Source organism: Xanthobacter sp. 91 (genome assembly GCF_000702385.1).
GTDB classification, from domain to species: domain Bacteria; phylum Pseudomonadota; class Alphaproteobacteria; order Rhizobiales; family Xanthobacteraceae; genus Xanthobacter; species Xanthobacter aminoxidans.
Window position 1 is genome coordinate 1,347,958 of record NZ_JNIB01000001.1, and the last position, 26,135, is coordinate 1,374,092.

A 26,135-nucleotide genomic window follows, 5' to 3' on the forward strand; every position below is an offset into this window, starting at 1 on the left:
GGCAGGGTCCTCAAGTTCGGTTCAGCCGGCGACGGCCGCAAGCGTGCGGTAGCGTCCGGCATGGAAGATAAGCGGCTCGGCGGCAGCCGAGCGATGGGCGACGACGCGGGCGATGAAAACTTCGTGATCGCCGCCGTCGTGGATGGCGTGGGGCACGCACTCCAGATGCGCTGCCGCACCGGCAAGGAGCGGGGCGCCGCCATGGCCGCGCAGGTGGTCCACGCCGGACCACTTCTCGCCCTGGGCACGGGCGAAGCGGCCGGACAGGTCCTGCTGGTCGTGGGCGAGGACGGAGATGCCGTAGGCCGCCGCCGTGCGCAGAGCCGGCAGCGAAAGCGCCGAGCGGGCAACGGAAAACAGCACCAGCGGCGGGTCCAGCGAGACCGAATTGAACGAGCTCATGGTCATGCCGATGAGCGTTCCGTCGGCCGCCTCGGCCGCCACCACGGCGATGCCGGTCGCGAATGCCCCCAGCGTCTGGCGGAAGGCGCGCGGATCGAAGGCGGTGACGCTCGGAGAGCGGGGCGAAGACAGGGGGGGCGGCGAAGACATGGGGCAATGTCCACAGCACTTGATAGCTTTGTTATAAAGCTATTATCAAATGGGTGATGGACGTCAAGCCCCCTGCCCGGCTAAAAACATGTCGGCGTGCCGCCCCTCTGCAGGGGGAGGGTCCACGGTGCGCGGGAGCACGCGTTCATGCCTCAGACGAAGAACGGGCGGGGCCGGAGGCCGCTGCCTTTGACAGCGTCACGCGCCGCCTTGCTGATCGATGGTTCGGACACCGAATTCCGTGAGCTGGTGCACGACATGCTCGCCTTCGCGGCCGCCATCCAGGAGGTGCGCAACCGCCTCGGCGGCCTCATCGGCCTGTCGGGCACGCAGTACACGATCCTGATGTCCATCGCCCGGCTGACCGGCAAGGTGCCGGAACTGGGCGTCGCCACCCTCGCCGAGCACCTGCACCTGTCGGGCGCCTTCGTCACCATCGAGATCAACAAGCTCGTCGCCGCGGGCCTCGTCAGCAAGGCCGTCAATCCCAGCGACCGCCGCCGGGTGCTGCTCTCCGTCACGCCCGAGGCCGAGCAGCGCCTCGCCGAGCTGACGCGGGTGCAGGCGCCGGCCAACGACACCCTGTTCGGCCCGCTCTCGGGGAGCGAATTCCGCGCCATGCGCTCCATCATCGCCAAGCTCGCCGGCACCGGCGAACGCACCCTGAAGCTGATCGACTATCTGGCGCCCGACGGGAAGATCGAGACGGCGCGCGAGCAGGTCTCGCCGCTGGTGTGAGGAGCGCGCCGCCCTCGCGCCCCGGACACGTCCCGCGCTTTCTCGCACCGTCATGCCCCGGCGCGTCCGGGGCATCCACCCGGCCGCCAGCTCGGTGCGCGAACACCACGAGCCGGCCCAGCCGCGCGGTGGATCCCCCGGACGAGCCGGGGGATGACAACGTGCCTACTGATGCCCCGCCACGCCCCCGGCCCGCTCCGACACCATGCGGCCGTCGCTCATCTCCACGATGCGGTCGAAGATGTCCGACCAGCGCGGATCGTGGGTGACGACGCCCACCGCCACCTGCCGCTCGTCGGCCAGCGCCCGGAATACCTCCATCACCTGCCGGCCGCGCGTGCCGTCCAGCGCCGCCGTGGGCTCGTCCGCCAGCAGCAGCACCGGATCGTTGGCCAGAGCCCGGGCGATGGAGACGCGCTGCTGCTCGCCGCCGGAGAGCTGGGTGGGGTAATTGTCCTCGCGCTGGCCGAGGCCGAACTGGTCCAGCAGCTCCCGTGCCCGCTCCCGCGCCAGCTTCGGCCTGACATCATTGATCTCCAGCGCGATCTGCACGTTCTCAACGGCGGTCAGGAAGGGGATGAGGTTCGCCTTCTGGAAGATGAAGCCCACATGGGTGCGGCGGAAGTCGCGCAGGCTGTTGAGCTTGGTCTGCGGATCGGCGATGGGCCGGCCGCGGAAGTGGACGACGCCGGTGGAGGGCGGCTCCAGCAGGCCGGCGATCATCAGGAAGGTGGTCTTGCCGGAGCCGGAGGGGCCGACGATGCCGGTCAGCTCGCCGGCATTCAGCGCCAGCGTCATGTCCGAGAGCGCGGCCACCGCATTGGGGCCGGAGAGGTAGATCTTGCTGGCGCCGCGCACCTCCATCACCACGTCCGGCGACGGCGGGGCGAGGCGGGGGGCCGGGGCGGTTCCCGCGAGGGCGCTCATGCCAGCACCTCCTGCGCCCGCACCCGCATGGCGCGGCGGATGGCGAACCAGCTGGCGAACAGGCTGATGAGGAAGAGGGTGAAGGCGATCCAGGCGAGGTCGTCCGGCAGCAGCAGCACGGTGCGCGGGAAATTGGGATAGAGGGTGAAGGAGATGGCGAGCGCCACCCCATAGCCCAGCACGCCGATCCACAGCGCCTGCTGCACGATGAGCCCGATGATGACGCGGTCCCGCGCCCCGATGAGCTTCAGAAGGGCGATCTGGTTGATCTTTTCCAGCGTCAGCATGTAGATCGTCAGCGCGATGATGGAGCCCGCCACCAGCAGCGTCATGGCGGTGAAGGCGAGGATCTGCACCCTGAGGCGCCACAGGCGGCCGTTCAGCAGCATGTCGCGCTCCTCGTCCTGGGTCAGCACTTCCACGTCGCCCCACGCCTTGATGCGGCGCTGCACCTCCTTCACGTCGGCATTGGGCTTCAGCTCCACCATCACCGCGGCGATGGAGCCGCCATCCCCCATCCCCATGCGCGAACGGCCCTTGGCGAGGCGGTTCAGCAGCACCGCCTCGGAGGGCAGCACGCGGTTGATGGACTGGGCATCCGGGATGGTGACGAAGAACATGCCGTCGCCGCCCATGTCCACCTGGCCCTTGGTGAGGCCCACCACCGTGTAGTCGTCATGGCCGAGGCGGATCACGTCGCCCACGAGGAGCCCCGTGGACTGGTCGGCGATGGCCTCATAGCGGGTGGAGCGGAAGGCGCGCCCGTCGATGAGCGGGATCCAGGCGGCGGAATCCTTGGGGTAGTCCACCCCGGTCACGGCGAGGCGCACCGGCTTGCCGTCGATCGTGTATTGCTGGTTGTACTGGATGAAGCGGCGGGTGGAATCCACCCCCGGCACGCCCTCCACCCGCCGGTCGAGATTGGCCGGCACCGCCGAGGTCTCGGCGAAGGGGCCGGAGCGCCCGCCCTCCACCACCCACAGGTCGGCGCCGATGTCGTTGATGATGAGCAGCGCCTCGTGGACGATGCCGCGATAAAGGCCGATCATCCCCATGGTCGCCCCCAGCAGCATGCCGATGCCCACCGCCGTCAGCGCGAAGCGCAGGGCGGAAAAGCGCATGTCCTTCAGGGCGATGTTCATGTGAGAGGCCTCAGGGCAGCTTCGTGCCGAGGCTGACCGGCTGGAAGGCGTAGCGCCCCGCCGGGGCCAGCACCACGTCGCCCTCCTTCAGCCCGCGCGTCACCACCACGTTGGAGCCGCTGATGTAGCCGAGTGTCACCGGCGTCCAGGCCGCGCGGCCGCGCTGCGCCAGCCACACGCCGGCCCGGCCGTCGCGGCGGATCACCAGCGATTCCGGAATGCCGATGACCTGCTCCGGCGATTGCGCCTCCACCGCCACGTTGGCGCGCTGGCCCATGGCCCAGCTCTCGGGCAGGGAATCCAGCGTGATGTCGGCGGTGAACTCGCGCGTCTCCTGGTCCACCTGCCGTGACAGGCGCAGCACCTTGCCGTTCCACACCCGTCCGGGACCGGCGGCAAAGGTGATGCGCGCCGGCTGGCCGGCCTTGATGGTGGCGCGGGCGGACTCGTCGAAGCGGGCGGAAATGATGATGGAGGACAGCTCCACCACCTGCATCAAATTGGCCCCCGGCAGCAGCAGGTCGCCGGGATTGCGCTCGCGGGAGATGACCACGCCGTCCAGCGGCGCGCTGATGGTGGCCTCGCCGAGGCGCGCCTCCAGCACCTTCACATTGGCCTCCTGCGAGAGGAGCTGCGCACGCGCCCGCTCGATGCCGGCCTCCGAGCGGGCCATGTCTGCCTCGGCCTGCTTGAAGGCGGCTTCCGTGGTGGTCAGCTCCGCCTGCGAGGCGGCGTTGAGGCGCACGAGGGTCGTGCGCCGCTCGAACTCGATCTTGGTCTTGTCGAGCACCGCCTGCGCGCGGGCGCGATCGGCCTGCGCCTCCGTCACCATGCGCCCGGCGGCGCTCGCCTCCGCCTGGGCAGCGGCGAGCTGGTTCTGGAGGTCGACGGATTCGAGGCGGGCCAGCACCTGCCCGCGCTTCACCGTGTCGTTGCGGTCGGCCTCGATGACTTTGAGAAAGCCCTGGATGCGGCTCGTCACCACCACGCGATTGATGGCGTCGAGGATGCCGGGGCCGTTGATCTCTAGGCTCATCATCCGCAGGCGCACCTCGTGGTACGCCACCGGCACCGGCAGCACATACCACCAGAAGCCGGCGCCGCCCGCCGCGAGGATGAGGAGCATGACCACGGCGAAGCGCCGCCACCCGGCCGAATGGTCGGGCTTGAGGTGAACGGGCTGGACGCGCTCCGGCTTCACGAGCGCCCCCCGCGACGCGCGACGATGGGGGGTGCAAAGTCTTCGAAGAGGCTCACGCGGGCTGCTCCTCGTCCGCATCGACGATGGCGGTGCAGCCGTCGCCGCCGAGTTCCATCCGGTCCAGCACCTCCTCCAAGAGGCCGCGCCCTTCGGCGGGAGTCAAGGCGGTGAGGTCGAAGCCGAGGCGGTAGGCGAGCCCGTCCGTGCTCTGGAAGGAGCGCAGGTCGAACTCGTTGATGGCGTAGCGCATGAGCCGCGAGCTGACGGGCGCGACCTTGATGTGGCCGAGGTCCAGCACCTCGCTCTTGCCCTGCCGTTGCAGCGTGGAGGTGGTGGCGCCCCGCGCGAACCGGTCCGGCGCCTGCATGCCGGTCTGGTACAGGGCGAGATACGAGCCGGCGGCGATCACCTCGTCATGCACCGCGCCGTCCAGCGCCGCATATTCGAACGGCACATAGGGCATGGCGCGGTTGAGCTGGTCGGCGAGGCTCGCGGCCAGCGTCTCCAGCTTCGGCAGCGCGCGGGCCGGCGCCCGGAGCAAGGCCGAGCCGGCGACCCAGCTGATGAAGCCGTTGAGCCGGCGGTCGGTGCGCATGGCGGCGGGCACGTTGAGCATCACGTCATCCACCCCGCCGCGCGCCGCCACCGTCTGGGCGACGGCGGCGATGAGCAGCGCCGTCTCGGTGACGCCGGCGGCCCGGGCACGGGTTTGCAGCCGCTGCTGGCCGTCGACACTGAGGAAGGCAAACATCTCGCCGGACAGCCCGCCCTGGGTGAGGTCGAAGTTCGGCGTGAGGCCCTTGGCCCGGCGGCCGAAGTGCGGCACCGGGGGCGGGTCCACCGCATAGAGGCTGCGCAGATAGGCGTCGCGCTCGGCCATGAAGGCGGGGTCCGTCGCCCGCTCGAAGGTGTTGACGTAGGTCGCCACATCCATCTCCGGCGGCGGCAACGGGATGCCGAGGAAGGCCTGGAACAGCTCTTCCACGAACAGGCCGAGGGACCAGCCGTCGAACACCGTATGGTGTCCGTGCGCCACCACCACGTCGCCCTCCGGCCCGCAGCGCAGGACGGTGATGCGATAGGGCGGGTTGGTGAAGGGGTCCATCTCGTCGTCCATGAGGGCGACGATGCGGGCCTCGACTTCCGCCTCGCCGGCCTCCGGCATGTCCTCCACCACCAAAGGCGGCTCGCCGGGGGGCAGGATAAAGACGCGCGGACGCCCGTCGTCGCCCAGCACGAAGCGCGAGCGCAGCGCCTCCTGCCGCTCCTCCACCAGCTTGAGCGCGCGGCGCAGGCGTTCGAGATCCATGCGCGGGGTGATGCGGAAGGCGCGGTTGACCGTCCAGGCGGACCGGCAGGCATGGCCGGTCTCGGGCTTCAGGAAGGAGCGCAGCAGCAGACCCTGCTTGAGCGAGAGGGGCACCTCCCGCTCGCCGCTCACATGTACCGGCGCGGACGCCACCGCCACCGGCTCGGGCACCGCCGCAGCCGTGCGGCGCAGGGGTTCGGCGGGAGCGTGCCATGTGGCGTCGCAGACGCTTGCGGCACTGCCGCCGAGCGCCTCCAGCGTCGTGGCGAAGGCATCGAGGAAGGGGCGCCCGGCCCCGGCATCGAAGGCCGCCGTGTCGAGCGCGAGGACGAGGCGCACGCCATCGCCCTCTGCCACCGCATCGAGGCGCAGCTCGTTGAACGGATCGGCCAGCGCCGCTAGCGGATCGGCGATGCCGAGCGCGGCGAGCGCCGCGGCGGAGGCGGCATCCACATAGGAGAAGCCCAGTTGCCGGAGCGCCGCCCCGGCGGCATTGAGCCTGGCGCCGAGGATGGATTCCAGCGCCGCCGTATCGATGGGCCGGTGATCGCGGGCCATGGCGAGACGCTGGTGGGTGCGGCGCACCAGCCGGTCGGCTTCGCACAGCCGGTCCAGCAGCAGCGGCACGGAGGTGGAGACCGGGCCGAGCAGCCCGTCGTGCCGCGCCGGGTCATGGCACTCGATGGCGAGCGCCGTCGCGCCGTGGCGCGTCGCGAGGGTGCGGGCGAGAGCGGAGAGCAGCAGCGCCTCCTGCTCGGTCGCCGGCAAAGCGGCGAAGCCGGGCATGGCGATGCGGGCGGAGATGCGCCCCACCGGCCCGCGATTGATGCCGAAGCCGGCCGGCGCCAGCGCCAGCGAGCGCACGCCGGTCTTGAGCGCGGGCGGCACGGCGCGCAGCACTTCCTTCCAGAAGGCGAGATGACGCCCCTGCTCCGGCGCGCCATCGGCCGGACGCCCCTCTGCCGCAAACGCGGTGAAGGGCGCGCCGGGGACGGGTACCGTCTCCACGGCCGCGATCAAAGCAGCGAGGGCGAGATGGGGCGAGAGCGCATCCGCCGCCGCGCGGTGGGCGCGGGCATGGAGCGTGAGCGCGCCATCTTCACCCTTGGAGACGCCGAACCGCCACAGCGGCCCCGGCTGCGTCACCGGGGCGATGGCTTCGGCGGAGGCGACCCATTCGAGATCGGGCGCGCCGTTGAGCACGATGGCGCCGGTCTCGGTGGCGGTGAGGCGCAGGGCGTCTTGCGCCGCCGCGAGGTCGGAGAGCGCCTGCGCGAGCTGTTCGAAGACGAGCCCGGCCGGGACGGCGCGCGAGGCCGCCACCTCCAACGCGCCGCGCACGGCCTGCGTGGTCATGGAGCGGGTGGCGAGGGCCAGCATCGCCTCCTGCCGCACCAGCGGGCGGAAGGCGAGCGGGCCGGCGCTTCCGGCCGCCCCTTCGCCACCGGCCGCGAGGGCTTCCGCGCTGGCCGCGCGGGCCTTCTGCGCCGCCTCGAAGGTGGCTGCCACCACGCCGGAGAGGCCGGTGATGGTGGGCGTTTGCAGGAACTTGGCCACGGGGATGTTCACATCCACATGCGCCTCGATGCGGTTCTTCAGCTCGAAGGAGGAGAGGGAATCCAGCCCCAGTTCCGACAGGCGCCGGTCGGGCGGGATATCGGCGGCGGCCACCTTCAGCACCTTCGCCACCTCGCCGCGGATGAGGTCAGCGAGCATGGCGTCCCACTGCTCGCGGGGGGCGGCGAGAAGATCCGCCTGGATGCGCGAGCGGCCGGCGGAACGCTGCGCCAGCAGCGGCTTCACCCGCCCCGTCGCGGCGGTGCGGGAGAGCGCGCGGGCGATGGCGGACCAGTCGGCGCGGGCGAAGGCGGGGTTCTCCTCCTCCGCGCGCAGCAACGTGCCGAGCGAGGCGGCAGCTTCCGTGTCCGGCACCGGCTTCATGCCGATGCTTTCGAGATAATTGCCCAGCGCCTCGGAGCGGGAGACGAAGCCCGAGCCGGCGATGGAGCCCCACGCCACCGACGAGCCGGCGAAACCCCGCCCCTTGCGGAACGAACCGAGCGCATTGAGGAAGGCGTTGGCCGCCGTGTAGTTCGCCTGTCCGGGGCTGCCGATGACCTGCGCCAGCGAGGAGAAGCTGACGAAGAAATCCAGCGCCACGCCGTGCTTCGCCACCGCGCGGTGGAGGCTCCAGCCGCCGCCCACCTTGGGGCGGATGACGCGGCTGATCTGCGCCGCGTCGAGCTGGGCGAGGAAGCCGTCCTCGATCACCGCCGCGCCATGGACGATGCCCTTTAGCGGCTTGTCGGACGCGGCATGCGCGGCGATCACCGCCTCCACCGCTTCAGGATCGGTGACATCGAGGGCGAGCGGCACCACCTCGGTGCCCCGCGCCTTGATGGCTTCGATGACCGGCGCCGCATCCTCATCCGGCGTGCCGTTGCGGCCGGCGAGCAGCAGGCGGCCGGCGCCGGCCTTGCTGAGATAATCCGCCACCGCGACACCGAAGCCGCGCAGACCGCCGGTGACGAGATAGCTCGCCTCGCCCGAGAGCTGCATGGGCTGGGCGAGGTCGATTTCCACCTCCACCTCCGGCTCGTCGAAGGTGAGCACGACCTTGCCGATGTGCTGCGCCTTGGCGAACAGGCGCATGGCGTCCGCCGCCCGCGACACGGGGAAGCGCGTCGCCACCAGCGGCCGGTACGTGCCGCGCGCCACCTCCGCTTCCACCGCCCGCAGCAACGAGGAGAGCCGCGCGGGGCGCTCGTCGGCGATGGTGGAGAGGTCGATGACGGAGTAGGAATTGTTGTAATAGAGGGACTTGAGGCCGATGGGCTTGTCCTGCGCGAGGTCGCGCTTGCCGATCTCCACGAAGCGGCCGAACGGCGCGAGGCATTCCAGCCCCTTGTCGATGCCGGCGCCCGAAAGCGCGTTCAGCACCACGTCCACGCCGCGCCCGCTCGTGGCCGCGCGCACGTCCTCGGCGAATTCGAGGCTGCGCGAGTTCATCACGCAGGTGATGCCCAGCGCGCGCAGATGATCGCGCTTCGCATCCGAGCCGGCGGAGGCGAGGATCCCGGCGCCGATGTTGCGCGCCACCTGAATGGCTGCGAGGCCCACGCCGCCGGTGGCGAGATGCACCAGCACCTGCTCCTCCGGCAGCAGGCGGCCGATGTCCACGAGGGAATAATGGGCGGTCATGAAGGCCGCCGGCAGGGTCGCCGCGTCCTTCAGGTCCACATGATCCGGCACATGCATGAGGAAGCGGGCATCGGCGGCGGCGAAGCGGCGCAGGAAGCCCTTGCCCATGCCCATCACCCGGTCGCCGACCTTGAAGCCGGTCACGCCCTCGCCCACGCTCTGGATGGTGCCGGCGAATTCGAGGCCGAGATTGCGCCACCACGCGCCCTCGCCATCCTGCTCGTCCGGCAGGATGGAGGTGGCGGCCATGATGTCGCGGAAGTTGAGGCCCACGGCCGCAACCTCGACCACCACCTCGCCCGCCTTGGGGGCGGGATAACGGCACTCGCGCAGCACCACATTGTCGATGACGCCGGGCTGGGTCATCGTCACGGTGAAGTTGGAGCGGTCGGTTGCCGCCGCGATCAAGCGATGCTTCGGCGCCTGGGCGGAAAGCTCGCTCTGGCGCAGGCGCGGCACGAGGCGGCCGGCGCCGCGCAGCACGATCTCCGCCTCCGCGCTCTCCTCCGCCACCGCCTGGGCCAGCGTCGCCCCGGCGGCGAAGGCCGCGGCGTCCGCGTCCACATGGCGGACGGCGAATTCGGGGCATTCATTGGCGATGGTGCGGGTGAGGCCGAGGAGCGGCGCATCGGCGAGGCCGTCCGTGGTCATGGCGCCGTCGCCCGGCACCCGCCGCCCGGCGCGGCCGAGCACCACGAGGGTGGGCCGCAGGGACGCGGTGCGCAGAAGGTCCAGCGCCTTGCCGACCGTGACGAGGCCATTGGCAGCCGGCTCCACCGCCGCCAGCAGCGCCTCGGTGGAGAGGGCTTCGGGGTCGCCGAGATGTGTGCCGGCAGTGGCGGCATAGATGATGCCAACGAGCCCTTCCGGCGCCGCGAGCATGCCTTCCACCTGCGCAGTGAAGGCGTCCGCCTCCATGGCGAACAGGGGCGCCGGGTCCATGGTCTCCACCGTCGAGCCCTGCGCCTGAAGCGTCGCAACCAGTGGCGCGGTCTCGGCGGCATCGCCGCTCACCAGCAGCCAGCGGCCGGTGCGCAGCGGGGCCGGCGGCTTGTCGGCATCGCTCTCATAGGTCTCGTCGATGACGACGGCGCCCTCGCCGGTCGCAGCCTTGAGCGCGCCGAGGGTCTTCACCTGGAGGTTCTCCACCGCCAGCAGCGGCGTGCCGTCCGGCGCGTAGACGCGATAGATGCCGGTGTCGTCGCGCGGATCGGTGAAGAACTCGCAGATCACCTCGCTCGGCAGCGGGCCGGCCACCATCACCTTGCGGATGCCCACCGGGAGCATGAGGCGATACTTGCCGCCCACCTCCTCCATGTCAGGCAAAGGCTCGCCGGGAATCCAGAGGCCCGCATCCACGTCGTCCACCACGAGGCCGGCCTGCAACACGGAATCGAACAGGCCGGGAAAGGCGACAAAGCCGGTGCGCCGCGCCGCCTCGGCGCTGACGATGCGCGCCACCGCATGGCGCGGGCCGGGCAGCCACAGCGCCTCCACCGCCTGGAAGCTCGGGCCGTAATCGAGCCCGTGGCGGGCGGTGAGGCGATAGAAATCCTCCCGCGTGATGGCGGGGGTGCCGGAGAGCACGGCCGGGTCGAACTTCGCCTTCGGAAGCGTGAAGGCATGCTGCCAGCCATAGGCTTCCACGCGCAGGCGCCAGTCCTCCTCCGTGTCGCGCTTGAGCGAAGAGATGCGCAGGCGGCTGGTGACGGGATCATAGGAGGTGCGCAGCAGCACCACGTCGTCGGACCCGATGGAGAGCGCCTCCATGATCTTGAAGTCGCGCAGTTCCACCGGAGCGGCGCCGAACAGCTCGCGCAGCGCCGCCGCCATCATCTCCACATAGCCGACGGTCGGGAACAGGCAGTCCCCGCCGGGACGATGGTCGGCGAGATACTTCAGGCTCTTCAGCGTGAGTTCGTTGGTCCAGGACGGCTCCGGCCCGCTCTCGCGCCAGCCGAGCAAGGGGTGGCGGTCGGCATCGAACAGGAATTGCTTGGCCTCAAGCGGCAGTTGCACCAGCCGCTCGTTGGCCCAGGGGCGGCGCGGCAGGGCCAGATGCTCCGCGCGGGCGGGGGCGTCGGCCTCCGCATCCTTCGCCGCCTCGGTCCAGTCGAAGGCGACGCCGTTCACATAAAGGCTCGCCATGGAGCGGGCCATGACGAGGCGATCATCGCCCTGCCGCTCCAGCGAGGGCATGGCCACCACCGAGGCGTTGCGCTCCTGCGCGATGCCGTGGATGAGCGGCGTCACCGTGCGGTGCGGCCCCAGCTCCAGGAAGGCGTCGATGCCGAGATCGAGGCAGAAATCGATGGCCTTCTTGTAATTCACCGGCTGGCGCAGGTTCTGCCACCAGTATTCGCTGTCGAACCGCGTCTCCAGCATGGCGGTGACGGTGGAGACGATGGGGATGGACGGCGGCTTCCAGTCGATCTCGCCGAGGCCGGCGCGGAACTTGGCCTCGCAATCGTCGAGGTGGGGCGAGTGCCAGCCGAAATCCATGGTGAGGCGGCGGGCGGTGACATCCGGGAACAGCCGACGCACCTCGGCGAGCACCGCATCCACCGGCGCTTCCATGCCGGAGATGGTCTGGGCCGTGGGGCCGTTATAGGCCGCCACCACCACGCTGCCGTCATCCGGAAGGAGGGGCGCGAGCTGGTCGTAGGTGACGCCCAGCGTCGCCATGGCGCCGCGCCGCGTGCTGCCGTGGGGGATGAGGCCGCGGTGGTAGATGATCTTCGCGCAGGTTTCGAGGTCGATGCAGCCGGCGATGTAGGTGGTCGCCACCTCGCCGAAGCTGTGGCCCACCAGCAGTTCCGGGGTGAGGCCGCGCTCGCGCCACATGCGGTAGAGGCCGACCTGCATGGTGAAGATGGAGGCCTGCGTCACGTCCGCATCATTGATGCGGGTCTTGTCCTCAGCCTTCAGCACCTCCTCCACCACGGACCAGCCGGTCCACGGCTTCAGCACGGCGTCGAATTCGTCCACGAAGGCGCGGTAGGTGGGCTCGGTGGTGAGCAGCTTGCGGCCCATGGCCCACCATTGTCCGCCCTGCCCCGAGAAGGTGAAGGCGAGCCGGCGCGGACGGGCGCGGCCGGTGATGACGTAGGGGGCGACGGCCTCCGCCTCCTCGGCCGGCGCATCGGCGCCCAGCGCCAGCATGCGCAGCTTGTACGGCAGATCCTGCGCGGCGCGGTCGGCGAGAAGGACCGCGCGCTCGCTCAGATGGTCGCGGCTGGTCTTCAGCACCTGCGAGAGGCTGTCATAGGACACGCCGGCGAGGGCGCCGCCCATGTCCACCGCCTCGGCCATTTCCTCGGCCCAGAGGGCGAGCCCCGGCTTGCCGTTGGCAGAGAGGGGAATGAAGGCGGGATCATCCGAGGGCACGGCCCGCGCGGGCACGGCCTTCGCGGCGCGTCCCCCGCCGTGCCAACTCTCCACCGCCACCGAGGCATTGGTGCCGCCGAAGCCGAAGGAGTTGACCACGCTGAGGCGCACCCCGTCCTCGGCATCGTAGGGCGTCGGCTCCACCGGCACTTTCAGGCCGAGGGCGTCGAACGGGATGTTGGGGTTCGGCCGCTCGAAATTGAGGTTCGGTGGCACGATGCCGTGGTGCGCCGAGAGCACGATCTTGATGAGGCCGGCGATGCCGGAGGCGGATTCCAGATGGCCGAGATTGGGCTTGAAGGAGCCCACCAGCACCGGCCGGTCCACGCGGCCGGCGCCGAACACGCGGCCGATGGCGCTCGCCTCGATGGGGTCGCCCACCGGCGTGCCGGTGCCGTGGGCCTCCACATAGCCCACGTCTTCCGGATCGATGCCGGTCTGCTCCAAGAGGCTGTTGAGCATGGCTGTCTGGGCCACGTCGCTGGGGGCGGTGAGGGTCGGCGTGCGGCCGTCCTGGTTCACGGTGGAGCCGCGCAGCACGCCATAGATGCGGTCGCCGTCCGCCACCGCGCGGGCGAGCGGCTTCAGCAGCACAAGGCCGCAGCCCTCGCCGCGCACGAAGCCGTCGGCGCGGGCATCGAAGGTGTAGATGGCGCCCGTCGCGGACAGCATGTTGGCGCTGGAGAAGGCGACGAACGGGCCGGGGTCCAGCATCATGTTCACGCCGCCGGCCAGGGCCACGTCGCAGGTGCCCATGGAGAGATGGCGGATCGCCTGATCCACCGCCACCAGCGCCGACGAGCAGGCGGTGTCGAGGGCGATGCTCGGTCCGTTGAGGTCGAGCCGGTGGGAGATGCGGTTGGCGGCGATGGAATAGGCCGAACCGGTGCCGGCGAAGATGTCGGTGGCGACGCGCCGGTAGCGCTGGGAATAGCTGAAATCGGACGTGGAGATGCCCACGAAAACACCGGTGCGCTTCTTCTGCAGCGTGCGCAGGGTGATGCCCGAATCCTCGACGGTCTCGAACGCCACCTGCAGCAGCAGCCGCTGCTGCGGGTCCATGGACATGACCTCGCGCGGGGCCATGTCGAAGAAGGCGGGATCGAAGTGGAACACGTCGCCGGTGAGGAAACCGCCCCATTTGGAATAGGAGCGCCCCGCGCATTCGGGGTCCGCATCGTAATAGTTGCGGTAATTCCAGCGATCGGCCGGAATTTCCCGGATGCCGCATCGTTTGCCGACGAGGAAGGACCAATAATCGGCCCCGCTCGCGATGCCGCCGGGAAAGCGGCAGCCGATGCCGACCACGGCGACGGCCAGGGATTCGGTGAGCCGGGGTTCGGCAAGCGTGTGGGAGGCGACGGCTTTCAGCTCGCCGTCGAGCAGATCGACACTGTCCATCGGAAGCGCCCCTTCCGTGTGATCCCGCACCGCAAAATAGGCTCATACCAAAAATGTTGTCATCACCAATTCTTGAGTGAACGCATAAATACTTTTAAATGGTATTATGATACGAAGTATATTTACCAGACTACCGGTCATTCTGCTTCATTTCCGGGCAGCGTGAATGAAATGAATGCGCCAATACTGAAGCCTGTCCGCGGCCACACCTCCCTGCGGTTGTGCCGACGCGAAAAGACCGCCGGCACGCAGCGCGCCGGCGGCCTTTTCGGCGATGATGATGGAGGCGGGCTCAGCCGTCCTCTTCCGCCGCCAGCAGCACGAGATCGCTCAGGGTAAAGCGGTCGAAGTCGCGCAGCTCCCCCGGCGCGAGGATGGAAGCATCCGAATGGCGCGCCAGCGTCCACAGCGCCTCCGCGACGATGCGGCTGCCCACCGGGCCGAGATGCTTGCCCGCCGGCCCGGCCGGATCGCCCGCCTCGGCGAGGATGTAGAACCACAGCGGCGTCGCCTCGCAGAACGGCAGAGCGGCAACGCGCTGGGCTTCGGGCAGTGCGGCGAGCAGCGTGTCGTCGCGCAGCGGCCGGAGGCCGAGATGCTGCGCCACCGCCTGCCCGCTCGGCAGGCCGAGCCGGTAGCCGCGCGACAGGTGCCGGAGCGCCGACGCCTCCACCGTGTCCGGCGCGCCGGCGAGGATCGTGTCGAGCCGCCGCGCCCGCTGCGGCGCCTCCGCCTCCAGTGGCAGGAAGCCTTCCCAGGCGATGATGCGATCCGCCGGCAGGCCGTCCGGGCCCGAGCCGGAGGGGCCAAGGGCGGTGCGGGTGGAGAGCGCCGCCCCTTCCGCGTCCCTCAGGTGGCGGTTGTAGTCGTAGCTGGGCCGGGCGAGGCTGGGGGCGATGGCGAAGGCCGCCGCCCAGAATTCCACCGGTATGAAGATGTCGCCCGGCCGATCCTGCCGCCACAGCAGCGGCCCCTCGCTCATCACCTCCTCCACCACCGCCGGATCGGCGATCTTGGGCAGGAGGTCGAACAGCACCATCCATTGATAGCGCTGGCGCAGCGCCCGGCGCGCCGCCTCGAAGGAGCGGCCGGTGGCGACCAGAGCGTTGTGCGCCTTGAGGAAGGCGACGTGGAGCTGGCTGAGTGGCAGGCTGCGATCGTTGCGCGCGTCGCTCATGCGCGGCACGCGATCGCGGGCCGGGTCGAGGGCGCGGGGCAGGCGCGGCAGGTCGTTGCGCGGGCCCTTGCGCGGCGGCAGCGCCGGCTCGCCCAGCGGATTGCGCCACACCTCCCCCAGCAGCATCCGGCGCACGGCGGCGGGATCGCGCGGCGCGTCATAGATGGATTCGAGGTCGAGGCAGCCGGACCGGCGGTTGAACAGGGTGGAGAAGGTGCCCAGAGGAACGAAGGCCGGGGCGCCCGCGAGCTGCGCCTCCTCCGCCGGCCGGCGTTCCCAGACGAGATCGTTGAGCACGAACTCCACCAGGAAGGCATAGGCGGCGGGAATGTCGGCATCGCCCTCGGCGCGGCGGCGCGGCGGCCGCCCGCTCGGCGCCTCGGCGCAGGCGCCCATGGCGGTGGCGAGGCGGGCGAGGTCCTTCAGCGTCCGCGGTCCCTCGCCGATGCCGCGCGAGGGCGTCGCCAGCGTCGGGAACATGCGGCCGAAGCCATGGTCGCTCGGCCGCGCCCCCGCCTCGATGGCAAGGCTCCGGACGCGCGCGCTGATGGCCTCCCGGGTCGAGGGGCGCTGCTCGTCGCTTCCGGTGGTCATCTCAAGGGGCCTTTCGACACGCATTCTCGGGCACGCTCCTCTGATGCCCCCGCCCCGGGGCTCCCCCATACGTCACCATTTCAACGGTTCGGTCAGCATCATCCGAATGGGGGATGACCCCCTTTCGGACGTCTTGCAGCTTGAGGTGGTTGTGCAATGCTGCGCTCACGATCTCCGTGGGCCGCCCGTCGGCATCGGCGGGCGCCAGGGCAAGCCTCAAGGCACACTCTAAGTCGCCGTCCGGTCCTCGCGGGGTGGACCATGGCGGCCCATCGGATCATGGCGACGCGATCGCCGGCCCGGCCGGAGATATCGCCGCGCGAAAAATGGGACGGACATGGGCGAACTCGATCACTACTCCCGCCTCGTCGGGGACGTTTACGAGCTTTCCGGCGATCCCCGTCAGTGGGGCATCCTGCTCGAAGGCGTCACCCGCTTCATCGACGGGCGCGTCGGCCAGCTCGCGGTCTTCAGCCTCAAGCAGCAGACCAAGCCCACCTGGCGCGTGTGGGGCCACGATCACAACGACTACAAGACCTTCCTCTATCGCCACGCGACGGAAGACCCCCGCCTCTCCTACATCCTCTCCAATCCCGGCCGCGTCATCTGCGGCGAGGACGGTGTGGACCCCGACCAGTTCCGCGCCTCCGCGCTCTTCCGCGAGGTGGTGGAGCCCATGGACATCGAGCACTCGCTCGTCTCCTACTTCGCCCAGGAAGCCGACGTGATGGCCACCATCTGCGCCATGCGCGGGCGGGCGCAGGGGCCGTTCGGGCAGGCGGAGCGGCAGAAGCTCGGCCTCGTGGTGCCGCACCTGCGGCGTGCATTCGAGCTTTACGCGCTGCTCGACGAGGCGAAGGCGAAGGTGGGCGACATCGCCGCCGCCCTCGACATCGTGGATGCCGGCATCTTCCTGGTGGATGCGGAGATGCATGTCGCCCACGTCAACCGGGCCGGCGAGAGCATGGTGAAGTCCGGCGACATCACTGTCCGGCAGGGCAAGCTCGCCTTCCGCGACGACCGCGCCTCCCGGCAGGTGGCCTCCGCCGTCGCGCTGGCGCTGGCCGCCGCGCGGGGCGAGGCCAACATCACCCATGCCGAGCACATGGAAGTGCCGCGCGCGGGCGAGGATGCCGGCCCCTACCGGGTGTCGCTGCATCCGCTGCCGGCGGGCGAGGGCAGCCCGCGCCTCGCCACCCGTTCGCAGATCGCGGTGGTGGTGCGCCAGCCGGGACGCGGCGGGGCGGACGTGGCGCGGCGCATCCAGACCACCTTCAAGCTCACGCCCTCCGAGGCGGCGCTGGCGGCGGCGCTGGCGGTGGGGGCCTCCCTCGCCGACTTCGCCCAGCAGCGCAACGTGGCGCTCTCCACCGCGCGCAGCCAGCTGAAGGCGCTCTACGAGAAGACCGGCACCAACCGGCAGGGCGAACTCGTCGCGCGGCTGCGCGAGAGCGTCGACCTGTCGCTGGTCTGACGGTTCATCGCGCACCGGTTCATCGCGCATTCATGGCGCGTGGACATCATACGGCCGCGCCCGAGATGGCGCGGCCGCTCACGATTGAGGGGTTCAAACGGGCGTCTTCCGGCAGGGGCCGCAGACGCAGGACGATCCGGGGGCAAGAATGCTGGGGCGCAAGGGTCTGATCCTCGGGGCGGGGATCATCGGGTTTCTGGGGCTGGCCGCCCTCACCGACGCCATCATGTCGCGCAACGAGGCGCCGGCCGAGCCGGGCAAGGCGCAGCCGCTCGACCAGGGCTGGTCGAAGGAGATGCGCGAGCAGTTCTATTTCACCTCCCAGGGCTCCCAGCTGATGCCCTACGCCATGCTGCGGGCGCTGGAGCAGCCGCTGTCCGACAAGCCGTTCCTCGATCCCGCCCATGTGGCGGAGATGGGCTTCCTGCCGGCGGACGGCCCCTCGGCCCTCAATCCGGACGGCCTGCCCATCGGCTTCGTGAAGGACCCGCGCCCCGGCACGAGCGCGCTCGGCCCCATGGTCGGCCTCACCTGCGCCGCCTGCCACACCGCCGACATCGAGGCGAAGACCGGCGCGCGCATCCGCATCGATGGAGGCGCCTCGCAGGGTGACTACCAGCTTCTGATGGCGCGCCTCAGCAAGGCGCTCGACATCACCCTCGCCGATCCCGCCAAGTTCCACCGCTTCGCGGCGCGGCTCGTGGCCATGGACCCGAAGGCCGTGCGCCCGGCGCTGGAAGCTCTCGCCACCGAGATCCGGCGGCTGGAGGCCGCCTCCTGGACGCCGGTGCCCTACGGGCGCGGGCGGCTTGATGCTTTCGGCCACATCCTGAACGCGGTCTCCGCCACCGCGCTCAACGAGCCGGCCAACTACCGCATCCCCGACGCGCCGGTGAGCTACCCCTTCCTATGGACCACGCCCTGGCAGCGCTACGTGCAGTGGAACGGCGTCGCCGGCAACCCGCTCGGCCGCAATCTCGGCGAGGTGCTGGGCGTGTTCGGCCATCCGGACTTCGCCAACGGCAACCTCAGGGACGCCAGCTCCACCGCCCTCGGCGAGAATCTGGTCCACCTGGAAGCCTGGGTCTCCACGCTGAAGCCGCCGCCGTGGCCGGAGAAGGAGCTGGGCAAGGTGGACGCCGCCAAGGCGAAGCGCGGCGCCGAGCTGTTCAAGGCCAATTGCGCCGGCTGCCACGGCGGCCCCGACTATCGCCTCACCCCGGCCGCCGAAACCGAGGGCGGGCGGCAGTGGCTGGCCGTCTCCATGGTGAACATCGACACCGTGAAGACCGACCCGAAGATGGCGATGAACTTCATCACCCGCTACGCCAAGCCCGGCCCGTTCGCGCCCCTGCTCGGGGCCGCGCCGCACTCCCAGGACGGCAAGGAAGTGCTCGCCGGCTCGCTGCTGCTGGCGGCGGTGACCACCCTCACCGAGAACAATCTGCGCGCCCGCGGCATCACCGGCGACGCCCGCAAGGCCGCCTATGGCTGGCGCTTCGCCCCCGGCAGCGACACGCCGCAATCCGGCTGGCTGCTGCCGCCGAGCTACAAGGCCGGCCCGCTGGCCGGCGTGTGGGCGACGGGGCCGTTCCTGCACAACGGTTCGGTGCCCACCATCTATGACCTGCTCTCCCCCGAGGAGGAGCGCCCGGCGGTGTTCTATGTGGGCTCGAAGCGCTTCGACGCGGAGAAGCTGGGCTTCGTCTCGTCCTACGACTCGATCCCCGAGGCGGAGCGGGTGCGCGTGTCGCGCTTCGACACCGCCCTGCCCGGCAATTCCAATCGCGGCCACGCCTTCCCCACCGGGGCGAAGCTCTCCCCCGAGGATCGCTATGCCATCATCGAATACCTCAAGATCCTGGAGGGGCCCAATGTCCGTCCCTGAGGCCGCGGCGCGCGTGCGTCCCTACACGCCCTATCTCGACAAGCTCGCCGCCGTCCGCCCCGCCGAGCGCTGGCCGCTGGCGCGGGGCTGGATTTCCAGCGAGCCCCGCCCTTTCTTCGCCGAGCTGCGCGCCCACGCCCCGGTCTACGAGACCAGCGAGGTGACGCTCATCGCCAAGCGGGCGGACGTGATCGAGATCCTGTCCGTGCCGAAGGTGTTCACCGTCGATCTCTACAAGCCGAAGATGGGCGACTTCATGCTCGCCATGGACGAGACGGTGGTGAACTACCGCGACAAGTCCGTGATGCGCGCCATCCTCGCCTGGGACGACCTGCCGAAGATCCGCGCCGCCGTGGCCGAGATCGCCGACGCCGCGCTGAATGCGGCGGGGTCCGAGATCGAGGCGGTGCAGAAGCTGGCGCGGCTCGTGCCCCTGCGCATCGTGCAGCGCTTCTTCGGCATCAAGGGGCCGGACGCCGACCTGCTCGACTGGTCCTATGCCAACCAGATGGACCAGTTCAACAATTTGCCCTACGACGACCGCCCGGACGCCGACGCCATCCATAAGGCGGCGGAGGACAGCCGGGTGAAGCTGCGCGCCTTGTTCGCCGCCCTCATCCCCGCGCGCATCGCCGAGATCAAGGCCGGCACCGCGCCGGACGACAGCCTCACCCGCATCCTCAGCCTGAATTTGCCGGCGGCGGACCATTTCGGCATGGACCGGGTGGTCATCAACATCGGCGGCCTGCTCATCGGCGCCATCGAGACCACGGCGGAAGCCGCCATCAACGCCCTTGCCGAACTCTTCGCCCGGCCGGAAGTGCTGGCCGATGCGCGGGCAGCCGCCAAGGCGGGCGATGACGCCGTGTTCGACGGCTATGTGTGGGAGGCGCTGCGCTTCTCGCCCATCGTCGCCTTCATGTTCCGCGAGGCCGCGTCCACCTACACGCTGGCCAAGGGCACGGCGCGGGAGAAGGTGCTGGGCAAAGGCACGGTGGTGCTCCCCCTGAGCCTCTCCGCCATGTTCGACCCGGATTTCGTGCCGGAGCCGGACGCCTTCAAGCCGGATCGGCCGTTCCACACCTACCTGCATTTCGGCTACGGGCACCACGAATGCCTCGGCCGCTATGTGGGCGGCACCATGATCCCCGAGATCGTGAAGCGCGTGCTGCTGCGCCCCACCGCCCACCCGCTGGCGCCGGTGGACATGGCGGGCACGCCGTTTCCCCAGACCTATCGCATCGGCCTGACCTAAGGGCCTATAGTTCGGGGATGGCTCCCGTTCCCGACATTCCTCCCGCGCTCTGCCAGCCCGCGCCCGCCGCGAAACCTGCGGCCAAACCTGCCGCAAAGCCCTCGGGCAAGGTGCAAGAGGCGCAGGAGGCGCGGCAGGCGGCGGTCGCCAAATATGGCGAGACGCTCTTCTACCGCGCCGGGGACGACCTCTTCGCCTTCCCCGCGCGCTATGCCCTCGCGCCGCCGGAGCTGGGCCTGCTGGGCTGCCTCATCCGCAGCCGGGAGACCGCCTTCGCCTTCCCCCTCTCGGACATGGCCACCGCTATGGCAGCCCATGCAGCGACCCCGGGCGTCGCGCCGCCGCGTGCGGCAGGGACTTCGGAAGCCGCACCGGCTGGGGATGACCCGACCATCCGCGTCACCGCCTTCTACCTCGGCCCCCACCCCGACTTCGCCGGCATGACCAAGACCATCGCCAGCGTGCGGCGGGAGGATAAAAGGCAGGGCTTCCTCAACGATCTGGAGCTGTTTCCGGCAGCGGGCGGCGATTATCTGGTGCGCATCTCCGAGGATCGCGGCGTGCTCGCCCGCCTGCCGGCAAGCCCCGATGCCGCCGACGCCCGCGCGCAGCTCTGGTTCCAGACGCCCGTCTGGTCCGCCGCCGTGGAGGTGCCGGCGAACGCCTTGCCCCGCTGGGACACCATCCACGCCGCCATCGACGCCTTCGTCGCGCAGCATCTGGTGAAGGGCTATTTCAAGCGCTAGAGCGCCTGGATACCGGCACGGCGCGCAACAAAGTTTTGATTCCCGCGCCCGTTCCCGGTAAGCCTCGCCGGCTGGAGGGCGTGCCGGAAGCCTGCGACGCAGGCGGATCGGGTCCCGCGGTCTCCGTCCCCGAGTTGGAGGGGCGTTTCATCCGGCGGACGGACTTCATCCGCCAGGGCGTCGCGCTCCAGACGCGCGAACGCCAATGACACACAACGACGCTCCCCTCTCCGACGCTCCGCTCTCACTGGCCGACCTGCGCTCCGAGATCGACCGCATCGACGCGGCCATGCACCAGCTGCTCATGGAGCGCAGCGAGATCATCGACCGCCTGGTGCAGGTGAAGCACACCCAGGGCACCGAGGGCGGCTCCGCCTTCCGCCCCGCCCGCGAGGCGGACATGATGCGCCGGCTGGTGGAGCGCCACCACGGCCTGTTGCCGCTCGACACGGTGGAGAGCATCTGGCGCGTCATCATCGCCACCTTCACCTATGTGCAGGCGCCCTATTCCGTGCACGCCGACCTCTCCGGCGGCGAGGCGCCCATGCGCGACAGCGCGCGCTTCCATTTCGGCTTCACCGTGCCGTTCCTGCCCCACATGGGCGCCCGCGGAGTGATCGATGCGGTGGCCGGCTCGCGCGGCGATCTCGGCCTGCTGGCCGCCGCCCCCTCTCCCTCGGCCGCCGACCCCTGGTGGACGGCGCTGGAGGCGGAAGGCGCGCCCAAGATCATCGCCCGCCTGCCCTTCGTGGAGCGCGACGACCACCCCGCCGGCCTGCCGGTGTTCGTGGTGTCCCACCCCATCGCGGATGCCGCCGTGCGCGAGGTCCGCGTCTATTCGCTGCGCGTGACGGGATGGAGCGCGGCCGCCGGCCGTGCCATACCCGCCTTCGCCGAGGTGGTGGTGGCGCCGGATGAAGCCCTCGACGGCGCCGCTTTGCTGGTGTCCCTGCCCCCCGGCCATGCCGTGGACGAGGTGACGGGCGCCCTCACTGAAGCGGGCGCGGGCATTCGCGCCGTCGCCGAGGTGGGCAGCCACGCCGCCACCCACAAGGTGGTGCGCCCCGCCGCCCGGCCGTGAAGAAAGATTGTCTGGAGTTACCCGAGATGTCCGCCGTGCTGAACGACCCGATCCCCACCGGCCGGCCTGAGCCGAAGCCGGGCGTGCTCGCCATCGAGGCTTATGTGCCCGGCAAGAGCCACGCGCCGGGGGTGGAGAAGGTGTTCAAGCTCTCCTCCAACGAGACCCCCCTCGGCCCGAGCGAGAAGGCGGTCGCCGCCTTCGCCGAGGCCGGCCTCAAGCTGGAGGACTATCCCGACGGCTCCGCCCGCGCCCTGCGCGAGGCCATCGCCAAGGCCAATGGGCTTGATCCCGAGCGCATCATCTGCGGCGCCGGCTCGGACGAGATCCTGAACCTCGTGACCCACACCTATGTGGGCGCGGGGGACGAGGTGATCTATTCGGAGCACGGCTTCCTCGTCTACAAGATCGCGACGCTGGCCGCCGGCGGCGTGCCTGTGGTGGCGAAGGAACGCGACCTCACGGCCGACGTGGACGCGCTGCTCGCGCTGGTGACGCCGAAGACGCGGCTCGTCTTCCTCGCCAACCCGAACAACCCCACCGGCACCTATTTGCCGTTCGACGAGGTGAAGCGCCTGCACGCGGGCCTGCCCTCCAACGTGCTGCTGGTGCTGGACGCGGCCTATGCCGAATACGTCCGCCGCAACGACTACGAGACCGGGCTGGAGCTGGCGCTCTCCGCCGAGAACGTGCTCATGACCCGCACCTTCTCCAAGATCCACGGCCTCGCCGCGCTGCGCATCGGCTGGGCGGTGGGCCCGGCCCATGTCATCGACGCCATGAACCGCATTCGCGGGCCGTTCAACATGAATACCCCGGCCCTGCTGGCGGGCGCGGCGGCCATTGCCGATGCCGCCCATGTGGAGAAGTCGGTCGCCCACAATTCCAAGTGGCTGCCCTGGCTCACCGGCAAGATCGAGGCGCTCGGGCTGAAGGTGACGCCGTCTGTCGCCAACTTCCTGCTCATCCACTTCCCGGAGGAACCCGGCCGCACGGCGAAGGAGGCGGATGCCTTCCTCATGCGCCGCGGCCTGGTGCTGCGGCAGGTGGCGAGCTACGGCCTGCCCAATGCCCTGCGCATGACGGTGGGCACTGAGGAGGCCAACGAGCTGGTGGTCGCCGCGCTGACCGAGTTCATGGCCGGCGGAGCGGCGGGGACCCCCAAGTGATCCAGCCCCTCGTGCCGCGCCTCGCCATCATCGGCGCGGGTCTCATCGGATCCTCGCTTGCCCGCGCCGCGCGGGAGAAGCATCTCGCCGGCACCCTCGTCGTCGCCGACGCCGACCCCGCCGTGTGCGAACGCGTGCGGCAGCTCGGCTTCGCCGACGTGATGACGCAAGACGCCGGGGAGGCCGCGGACGGCGCCGACATCGTGGTCGTCGCCGTGCCGGTCGGCGCCTCCGGCAAGGTCGCCGAGGTGGTGGGGCCGCGCCTGAAGCCCGGCGCCATCCTCTCGGACGTGGGATCGGTAAAGGGCTTCGTGGTGGAGGCCATGGCCCCCCATGTGCCGGCCCACGCCCATCTGATCCCCGCCCATCCGGTGGCCGGAACGGAATTCTCCGGCCCCGACGCGGGCTTCGCCACCTTGTTCGAGAACCGCTGGTGCATCGTCACCCCGCCCGAAGGGGCGGACCCTCAGGCGGTGGCGCGCATCGTCGCCTTGTGGCGGGCGGCGGGGGCGAACGTGGAGACCATGAGCGCCCAGCACCATGATCTGGTGCTGGCCATCACCAGCCATGTGCCGCACCTCATCGCCTACAACATCGTGGGCACGGCGGCGCATCTGGAGGAAACGCTGACCTCCGAGGTCATCAAGTTCTCCGCCGGCGGCTTCCGCGACTTCACCCGCATCGCCTCCTCCGACCCCACCATGTGGCGCGACGTGTTCCTGACCAACCGCGAGGCGGTGCTGGAGATGCTCGGCCGCTTCACCGAGGATCTGACGGCGTTGCAGCGGGCCATCCGCTACGGCGACGGGGATGTGCTGTTCGAGCACTTCGCCCGCACCCGCGCCATCCGCCGCTCCATCATCGAGCAGGGCCAGGAAACCGCCGCCCCCGACTTCGGCCGCCGCGCGGCGGAAAAGCCGAAGCACGAGGACAGCTGACCCTCGGGAAAAGCGCGCCGGCCAATGTGACGCACGGAATATGACGCACAGGCAGGCCCTGTCACACCCGCGTGTCATGGGGCCTGTAGGGACCGGCGTCACCATTCCGCCGAAGTCTCGCGCGACCTGAGAGGGGTTCGCCCCGACACAAGGAAGTAGATTCGGATGCTGGCGCGCCTGCTGCCCGTCGTCATGCTGCTCGCCGCGGCGCTCCTGCCCGGGGTGGCGGAGGCCCATCCCCACGTCTGGGTGACCATGAAGACCGAGGTGGTCTACGGCGCCGACGGCAAGCTCACCGCCCTCAAGCAGGCCTGGACCTTCGACGACGCCTTCACCGCCTTCGCCTTGCAGGGGCTGGAAAAGCAGAAGGACGGCAGCTATGGCGACGACGTGCTGAAGCCGCTCGCCGAAGTGAATGTTACCTCCCTGAAGGAATATGACTATTTCGTCCGGGGGAAGACCGCCACCGGCAAGCTAGCCTTCAAGGACCCGGTGGATTATTACCTCACCTACGAGAACGAGCTGCTGACCCTGCACTTCACCTTGCCGCTGGCCAAGCCCATCGCGGTGAAGGGGGCGGCCACCATCGAGATCTATGATCCGACCGTGTTCGTCTCCTTCTCCTTCGCCGACAACGATCCGGTGAAGATGGTCGCGGCGCCGGCCGGCTGCACGCAGGAAGTCACCTCGCCGGAGCCGCCGGCCAGCTCGACGCTCAATGAGGCCTTCTTCGCCGGGCTCACGGCGGGCAGCACCTACGGCGCCCAGTTTGCGGACAAGATCACGGTGAAGTGCCCGTGAGCGGGTTCCCTGCGGCGGTCCCCGGGCGGATGCGCCGGGCGGGGATGATCGTTCTAGGGCTCGGCGCCGTGGTGCTGTTCGCCCTGCTGGTGGCGCTGGTGCTCTATCCAGACCTCGCCTTCGCGCAGGGTTTCGGCCCGCCCGGGGGCGGCGGACCAAAGGCGACGCCCTTCGGCCTCGGCGGCGGCGGCGCGCCGCCCTCCGGCATCACCGGCTTCATCCTCGCCAAGCAGTCGGAATTCTACCGCGCGCTGGTGGGGGCTGTGCGCGCGGCCAAAAAGGATGGCAATGCCACCTTCCTCCTCGCCGGCCTGTCCTTCGCCTACGGCGTGTTCCATGCCGCCGGCCCCGGACACGGCAAGGCGGTGATCTCCTCCTATCTCCTCGCCGATGGCGGCACGCTGCGCCGGGGCGCGGCCCTGTCGCTGGCTGCCGGCATGGTGCAGGCGGTGGCGGCCATCCTGTTCGTCGGCATCCTCGCGCTGGCGCTGGGGGCGACCGCCGTCTCCATGGCGCAGGCCATGACGGTGGTGGAGGTCGCGGCCTATGGCGGCATCGGCCTGTTCGGGCTTTATCTCGCGATCGTGAAGGGCCGCGCCCTGGTTGCTGCGGCGCGGGGGGATGTCGGCCACATCCATGCCGCCGACTGCGATTGCGGCGACAAGCACGCCCCCGACCCCGCGCTTCTCGCCGGACAGGGCGGATGGAAGCGCGCCGCCGTCGCCGTGGTCTCGGCCGGGGCGCGGCCGTGCTCCGGCGCCATCCTCGTGCTCACCTTCGCCTTGTCGCAGGGCGTGTTCCTGAGCGGCGTCGCCTCCGCTTTCGCCATGGGCCTCGGCACCGCCGCCACCGTGACGGCCATCGCCGCCATCGCCGTCTATGGCAAACGGCTCGCCGTGCGCATCGCCGGGCGGGACACCAAATGGTCCGTCATGGCCCGGCTGGGGGTGGAGCTTGGCGCCGCCCTGCTGGTGATGCTGTTCGGCTTCGGCCTGCTCACCGGCTATCTCGAAAGCGAGCGCCTGCTGCCGGGCTAAGCTCCCGCAGCGCAGCCAAATTCGGTTGCGATGCACCAAAATTCGTCACGCCCAGCTTTTCGGCAATTTCGTTGCGCCTTGAATTGGAACAACGAAATTGCCGGGTGCGACACTCCG

The 26,135-nt window shown here is 70.1% G+C and carries 16 protein-coding genes; 10 read left to right on the forward strand and 6 right to left on the reverse strand.

The window, feature by feature from the left end; all coding sequences use genetic code 11:
* Window positions 1-21 precede the first annotated feature (21 nt).
* Window positions 22-552: a flavin reductase family protein gene (locus A37E_RS0106470; protein ID WP_051678839.1), complete on the reverse strand. Its 531-nt coding sequence runs from the start codon at window positions 550-552 to the stop codon at window positions 22-24.
* Between the two features lie 189 nt (window positions 553-741).
* Here A37E_RS0106470 and A37E_RS0106475 point away from each other — a divergent pair, with 189 nt between their 5' ends.
* Entirely contained in the window at window positions 742-1,290 is a 549-nt protein-coding gene (locus A37E_RS0106475; RefSeq protein ID WP_245279280.1) for a MarR family winged helix-turn-helix transcriptional regulator, read from the forward strand.
* Window positions 1,291-1,455: 165 nt separating this feature from the next.
* On the opposite strand, the gene A37E_RS0106480 is transcribed toward A37E_RS0106475, so the two are convergent.
* The 5 genes from A37E_RS0106480 to A37E_RS0106500 all read right to left on the reverse strand — a co-directional run bounded on the left by A37E_RS0106480 (window position 1,456) and on the right by A37E_RS0106500 (window position 15,629).
* A complete protein-coding gene (locus A37E_RS0106480; RefSeq protein WP_081837482.1) occupies window positions 1,456-2,217 on the reverse strand; it encodes an ABC transporter ATP-binding protein in 762 nt (253 codons plus the stop codon).
* Window positions 2,214-3,359, reverse strand: a complete 1,146-nt coding sequence (locus A37E_RS0106485) for an ABC transporter permease (RefSeq protein WP_024280980.1) — start codon at window positions 3,357-3,359, stop codon at window positions 2,214-2,216. The genes A37E_RS0106480 and A37E_RS0106485 overlap by 4 nt, the downstream gene beginning before the upstream one ends.
* Before the next feature lie 10 nt (window positions 3,360-3,369).
* Window positions 3,370-4,560 carry an efflux RND transporter periplasmic adaptor subunit gene (locus tag A37E_RS0106490; RefSeq protein ID WP_051678840.1) on the reverse strand — a complete coding sequence of 397 codons (1,191 nt, stop codon included), beginning with the start codon at window positions 4,558-4,560 and terminating at the stop codon, window positions 3,370-3,372.
* 52 nt (window positions 4,561-4,612) lie between these two features.
* Window positions 4,613-13,858 carry a type I polyketide synthase gene (locus A37E_RS0106495; protein ID WP_029555871.1) on the reverse strand — a complete coding sequence of 3,082 codons (9,246 nt, stop codon included), beginning with the start codon at window positions 13,856-13,858 and terminating at the stop codon, window positions 4,613-4,615.
* Between the two features lie 292 nt (window positions 13,859-14,150).
* Window positions 14,151-15,629 carry a hypothetical protein gene (locus A37E_RS0106500; protein WP_029555872.1) on the reverse strand — a complete coding sequence of 493 codons (1,479 nt, stop codon included), beginning with the start codon at window positions 15,627-15,629 and terminating at the stop codon, window positions 14,151-14,153.
* Between the two features lie 337 nt (window positions 15,630-15,966).
* On the opposite strand from A37E_RS0106500, the gene A37E_RS0106505 reads away from it, so the two are divergent.
* The 9 genes from A37E_RS0106505 (at window position 15,967) to A37E_RS0106545 (ending at window position 26,018) form a co-directional block, all read left to right on the forward strand.
* Window positions 15,967-17,103, forward strand: a complete 1,137-nt coding sequence (locus tag A37E_RS0106505; protein WP_029555873.1) for a hypothetical protein — start codon at window positions 15,967-15,969, stop codon at window positions 17,101-17,103.
* A 148-nt stretch (window positions 17,104-17,251) separates the two neighbouring features.
* Window positions 17,252-18,991 (forward strand): di-heme-cytochrome C peroxidase, encoded by a 1,740-nt coding sequence (locus A37E_RS0106510; RefSeq protein ID WP_029555874.1) that lies wholly within the window; start codon window positions 17,252-17,254, stop codon window positions 18,989-18,991.
* Window positions 18,978-20,246: a cytochrome P450 gene (locus tag A37E_RS0106515; RefSeq protein WP_029555875.1), complete on the forward strand. Its 1,269-nt coding sequence runs from the start codon at window positions 18,978-18,980 to the stop codon at window positions 20,244-20,246. The genes A37E_RS0106510 and A37E_RS0106515 overlap by 14 nt, the downstream gene beginning before the upstream one ends.
* 17 nt (window positions 20,247-20,263) lie before the next feature.
* On the forward strand, window positions 20,264-20,992 hold the full coding sequence (locus A37E_RS0106520) for a hypothetical protein (protein WP_029555876.1): 729 nt from the start codon (window positions 20,264-20,266) through the stop codon (window positions 20,990-20,992).
* A 205-nt stretch (window positions 20,993-21,197) separates the two neighbouring features.
* On the forward strand, window positions 21,198-22,073 hold the full coding sequence (locus A37E_RS0106525) for a chorismate mutase (RefSeq protein ID WP_029555877.1): 876 nt from the start codon (window positions 21,198-21,200) through the stop codon (window positions 22,071-22,073).
* Window positions 22,074-22,099: 26 nt separating this feature from the next.
* On the forward strand, window positions 22,100-23,242 hold the full coding sequence (gene hisC, locus A37E_RS0106530) for a histidinol-phosphate transaminase (protein WP_029555878.1): 1,143 nt from the start codon (window positions 22,100-22,102) through the stop codon (window positions 23,240-23,242).
* Entirely contained in the window at window positions 23,239-24,180 is a 942-nt protein-coding gene (locus A37E_RS0106535) for a prephenate/arogenate dehydrogenase family protein (RefSeq protein WP_029555879.1), read from the forward strand. The genes hisC and A37E_RS0106535 overlap by 4 nt, the downstream gene beginning before the upstream one ends.
* A 165-nt stretch (window positions 24,181-24,345) precedes the next feature.
* Window positions 24,346-24,981: a DUF1007 family protein gene (locus tag A37E_RS0106540; RefSeq protein WP_029555880.1), complete on the forward strand. Its 636-nt coding sequence runs from the start codon at window positions 24,346-24,348 to the stop codon at window positions 24,979-24,981.
* 44 nt (window positions 24,982-25,025) lie between these two features.
* A complete protein-coding gene (locus A37E_RS0106545; RefSeq protein ID WP_038192715.1) occupies window positions 25,026-26,018 on the forward strand; it encodes a nickel/cobalt transporter in 993 nt (330 codons plus the stop codon).
* The last annotated feature ends 117 nt before the right edge of the window (window positions 26,019-26,135 follow it).

Coding starts and splice junctions, on each gene's coding strand:
- A37E_RS0106510 (WP_029555874.1), top strand. CDS start 17,252: ATGCTGGGGCGCAAGGGTCTGATCCTCGGGGCGGGGATCATCGGGTTT.
- A37E_RS0106470 (WP_051678839.1), bottom strand. CDS start 552: ATGTCTTCGCCGCCCCCCCTGTCTTCGCCCCGCTCTCCGAGCGTCACC.
- A37E_RS0106515 (WP_029555875.1), top strand. CDS start 18,978: ATGTCCGTCCCTGAGGCCGCGGCGCGCGTGCGTCCCTACACGCCCTAT.
- A37E_RS0106520 (WP_029555876.1), top strand. CDS start 20,264: ATGGCTCCCGTTCCCGACATTCCTCCCGCGCTCTGCCAGCCCGCGCCC.
- A37E_RS0106485 (WP_024280980.1), bottom strand. CDS start 3,359: ATGAACATCGCCCTGAAGGACATGCGCTTTTCCGCCCTGCGCTTCGCG.
- A37E_RS0106545 (WP_038192715.1), top strand. CDS start 25,026: ATGATCGTTCTAGGGCTCGGCGCCGTGGTGCTGTTCGCCCTGCTGGTG.
- A37E_RS0106480 (WP_081837482.1), bottom strand. CDS start 2,217: ATGAGCGCCCTCGCGGGAACCGCCCCGGCCCCCCGCCTCGCCCCGCCG.
- A37E_RS0106525 (WP_029555877.1), top strand. CDS start 21,198: ATGACACACAACGACGCTCCCCTCTCCGACGCTCCGCTCTCACTGGCC.
- A37E_RS0106495 (WP_029555871.1), bottom strand. CDS start 13,858: ATGGACAGTGTCGATCTGCTCGACGGCGAGCTGAAAGCCGTCGCCTCC.
- A37E_RS0106500 (WP_029555872.1), bottom strand. CDS start 15,629: ATGACCACCGGAAGCGACGAGCAGCGCCCCTCGACCCGGGAGGCCATC.
- A37E_RS0106505 (WP_029555873.1), top strand. CDS start 15,967: ATGGGCGAACTCGATCACTACTCCCGCCTCGTCGGGGACGTTTACGAG.
- hisC (WP_029555878.1), top strand. CDS start 22,100: ATGTCCGCCGTGCTGAACGACCCGATCCCCACCGGCCGGCCTGAGCCG.
- A37E_RS0106540 (WP_029555880.1), top strand. CDS start 24,346: ATGCTGGCGCGCCTGCTGCCCGTCGTCATGCTGCTCGCCGCGGCGCTC.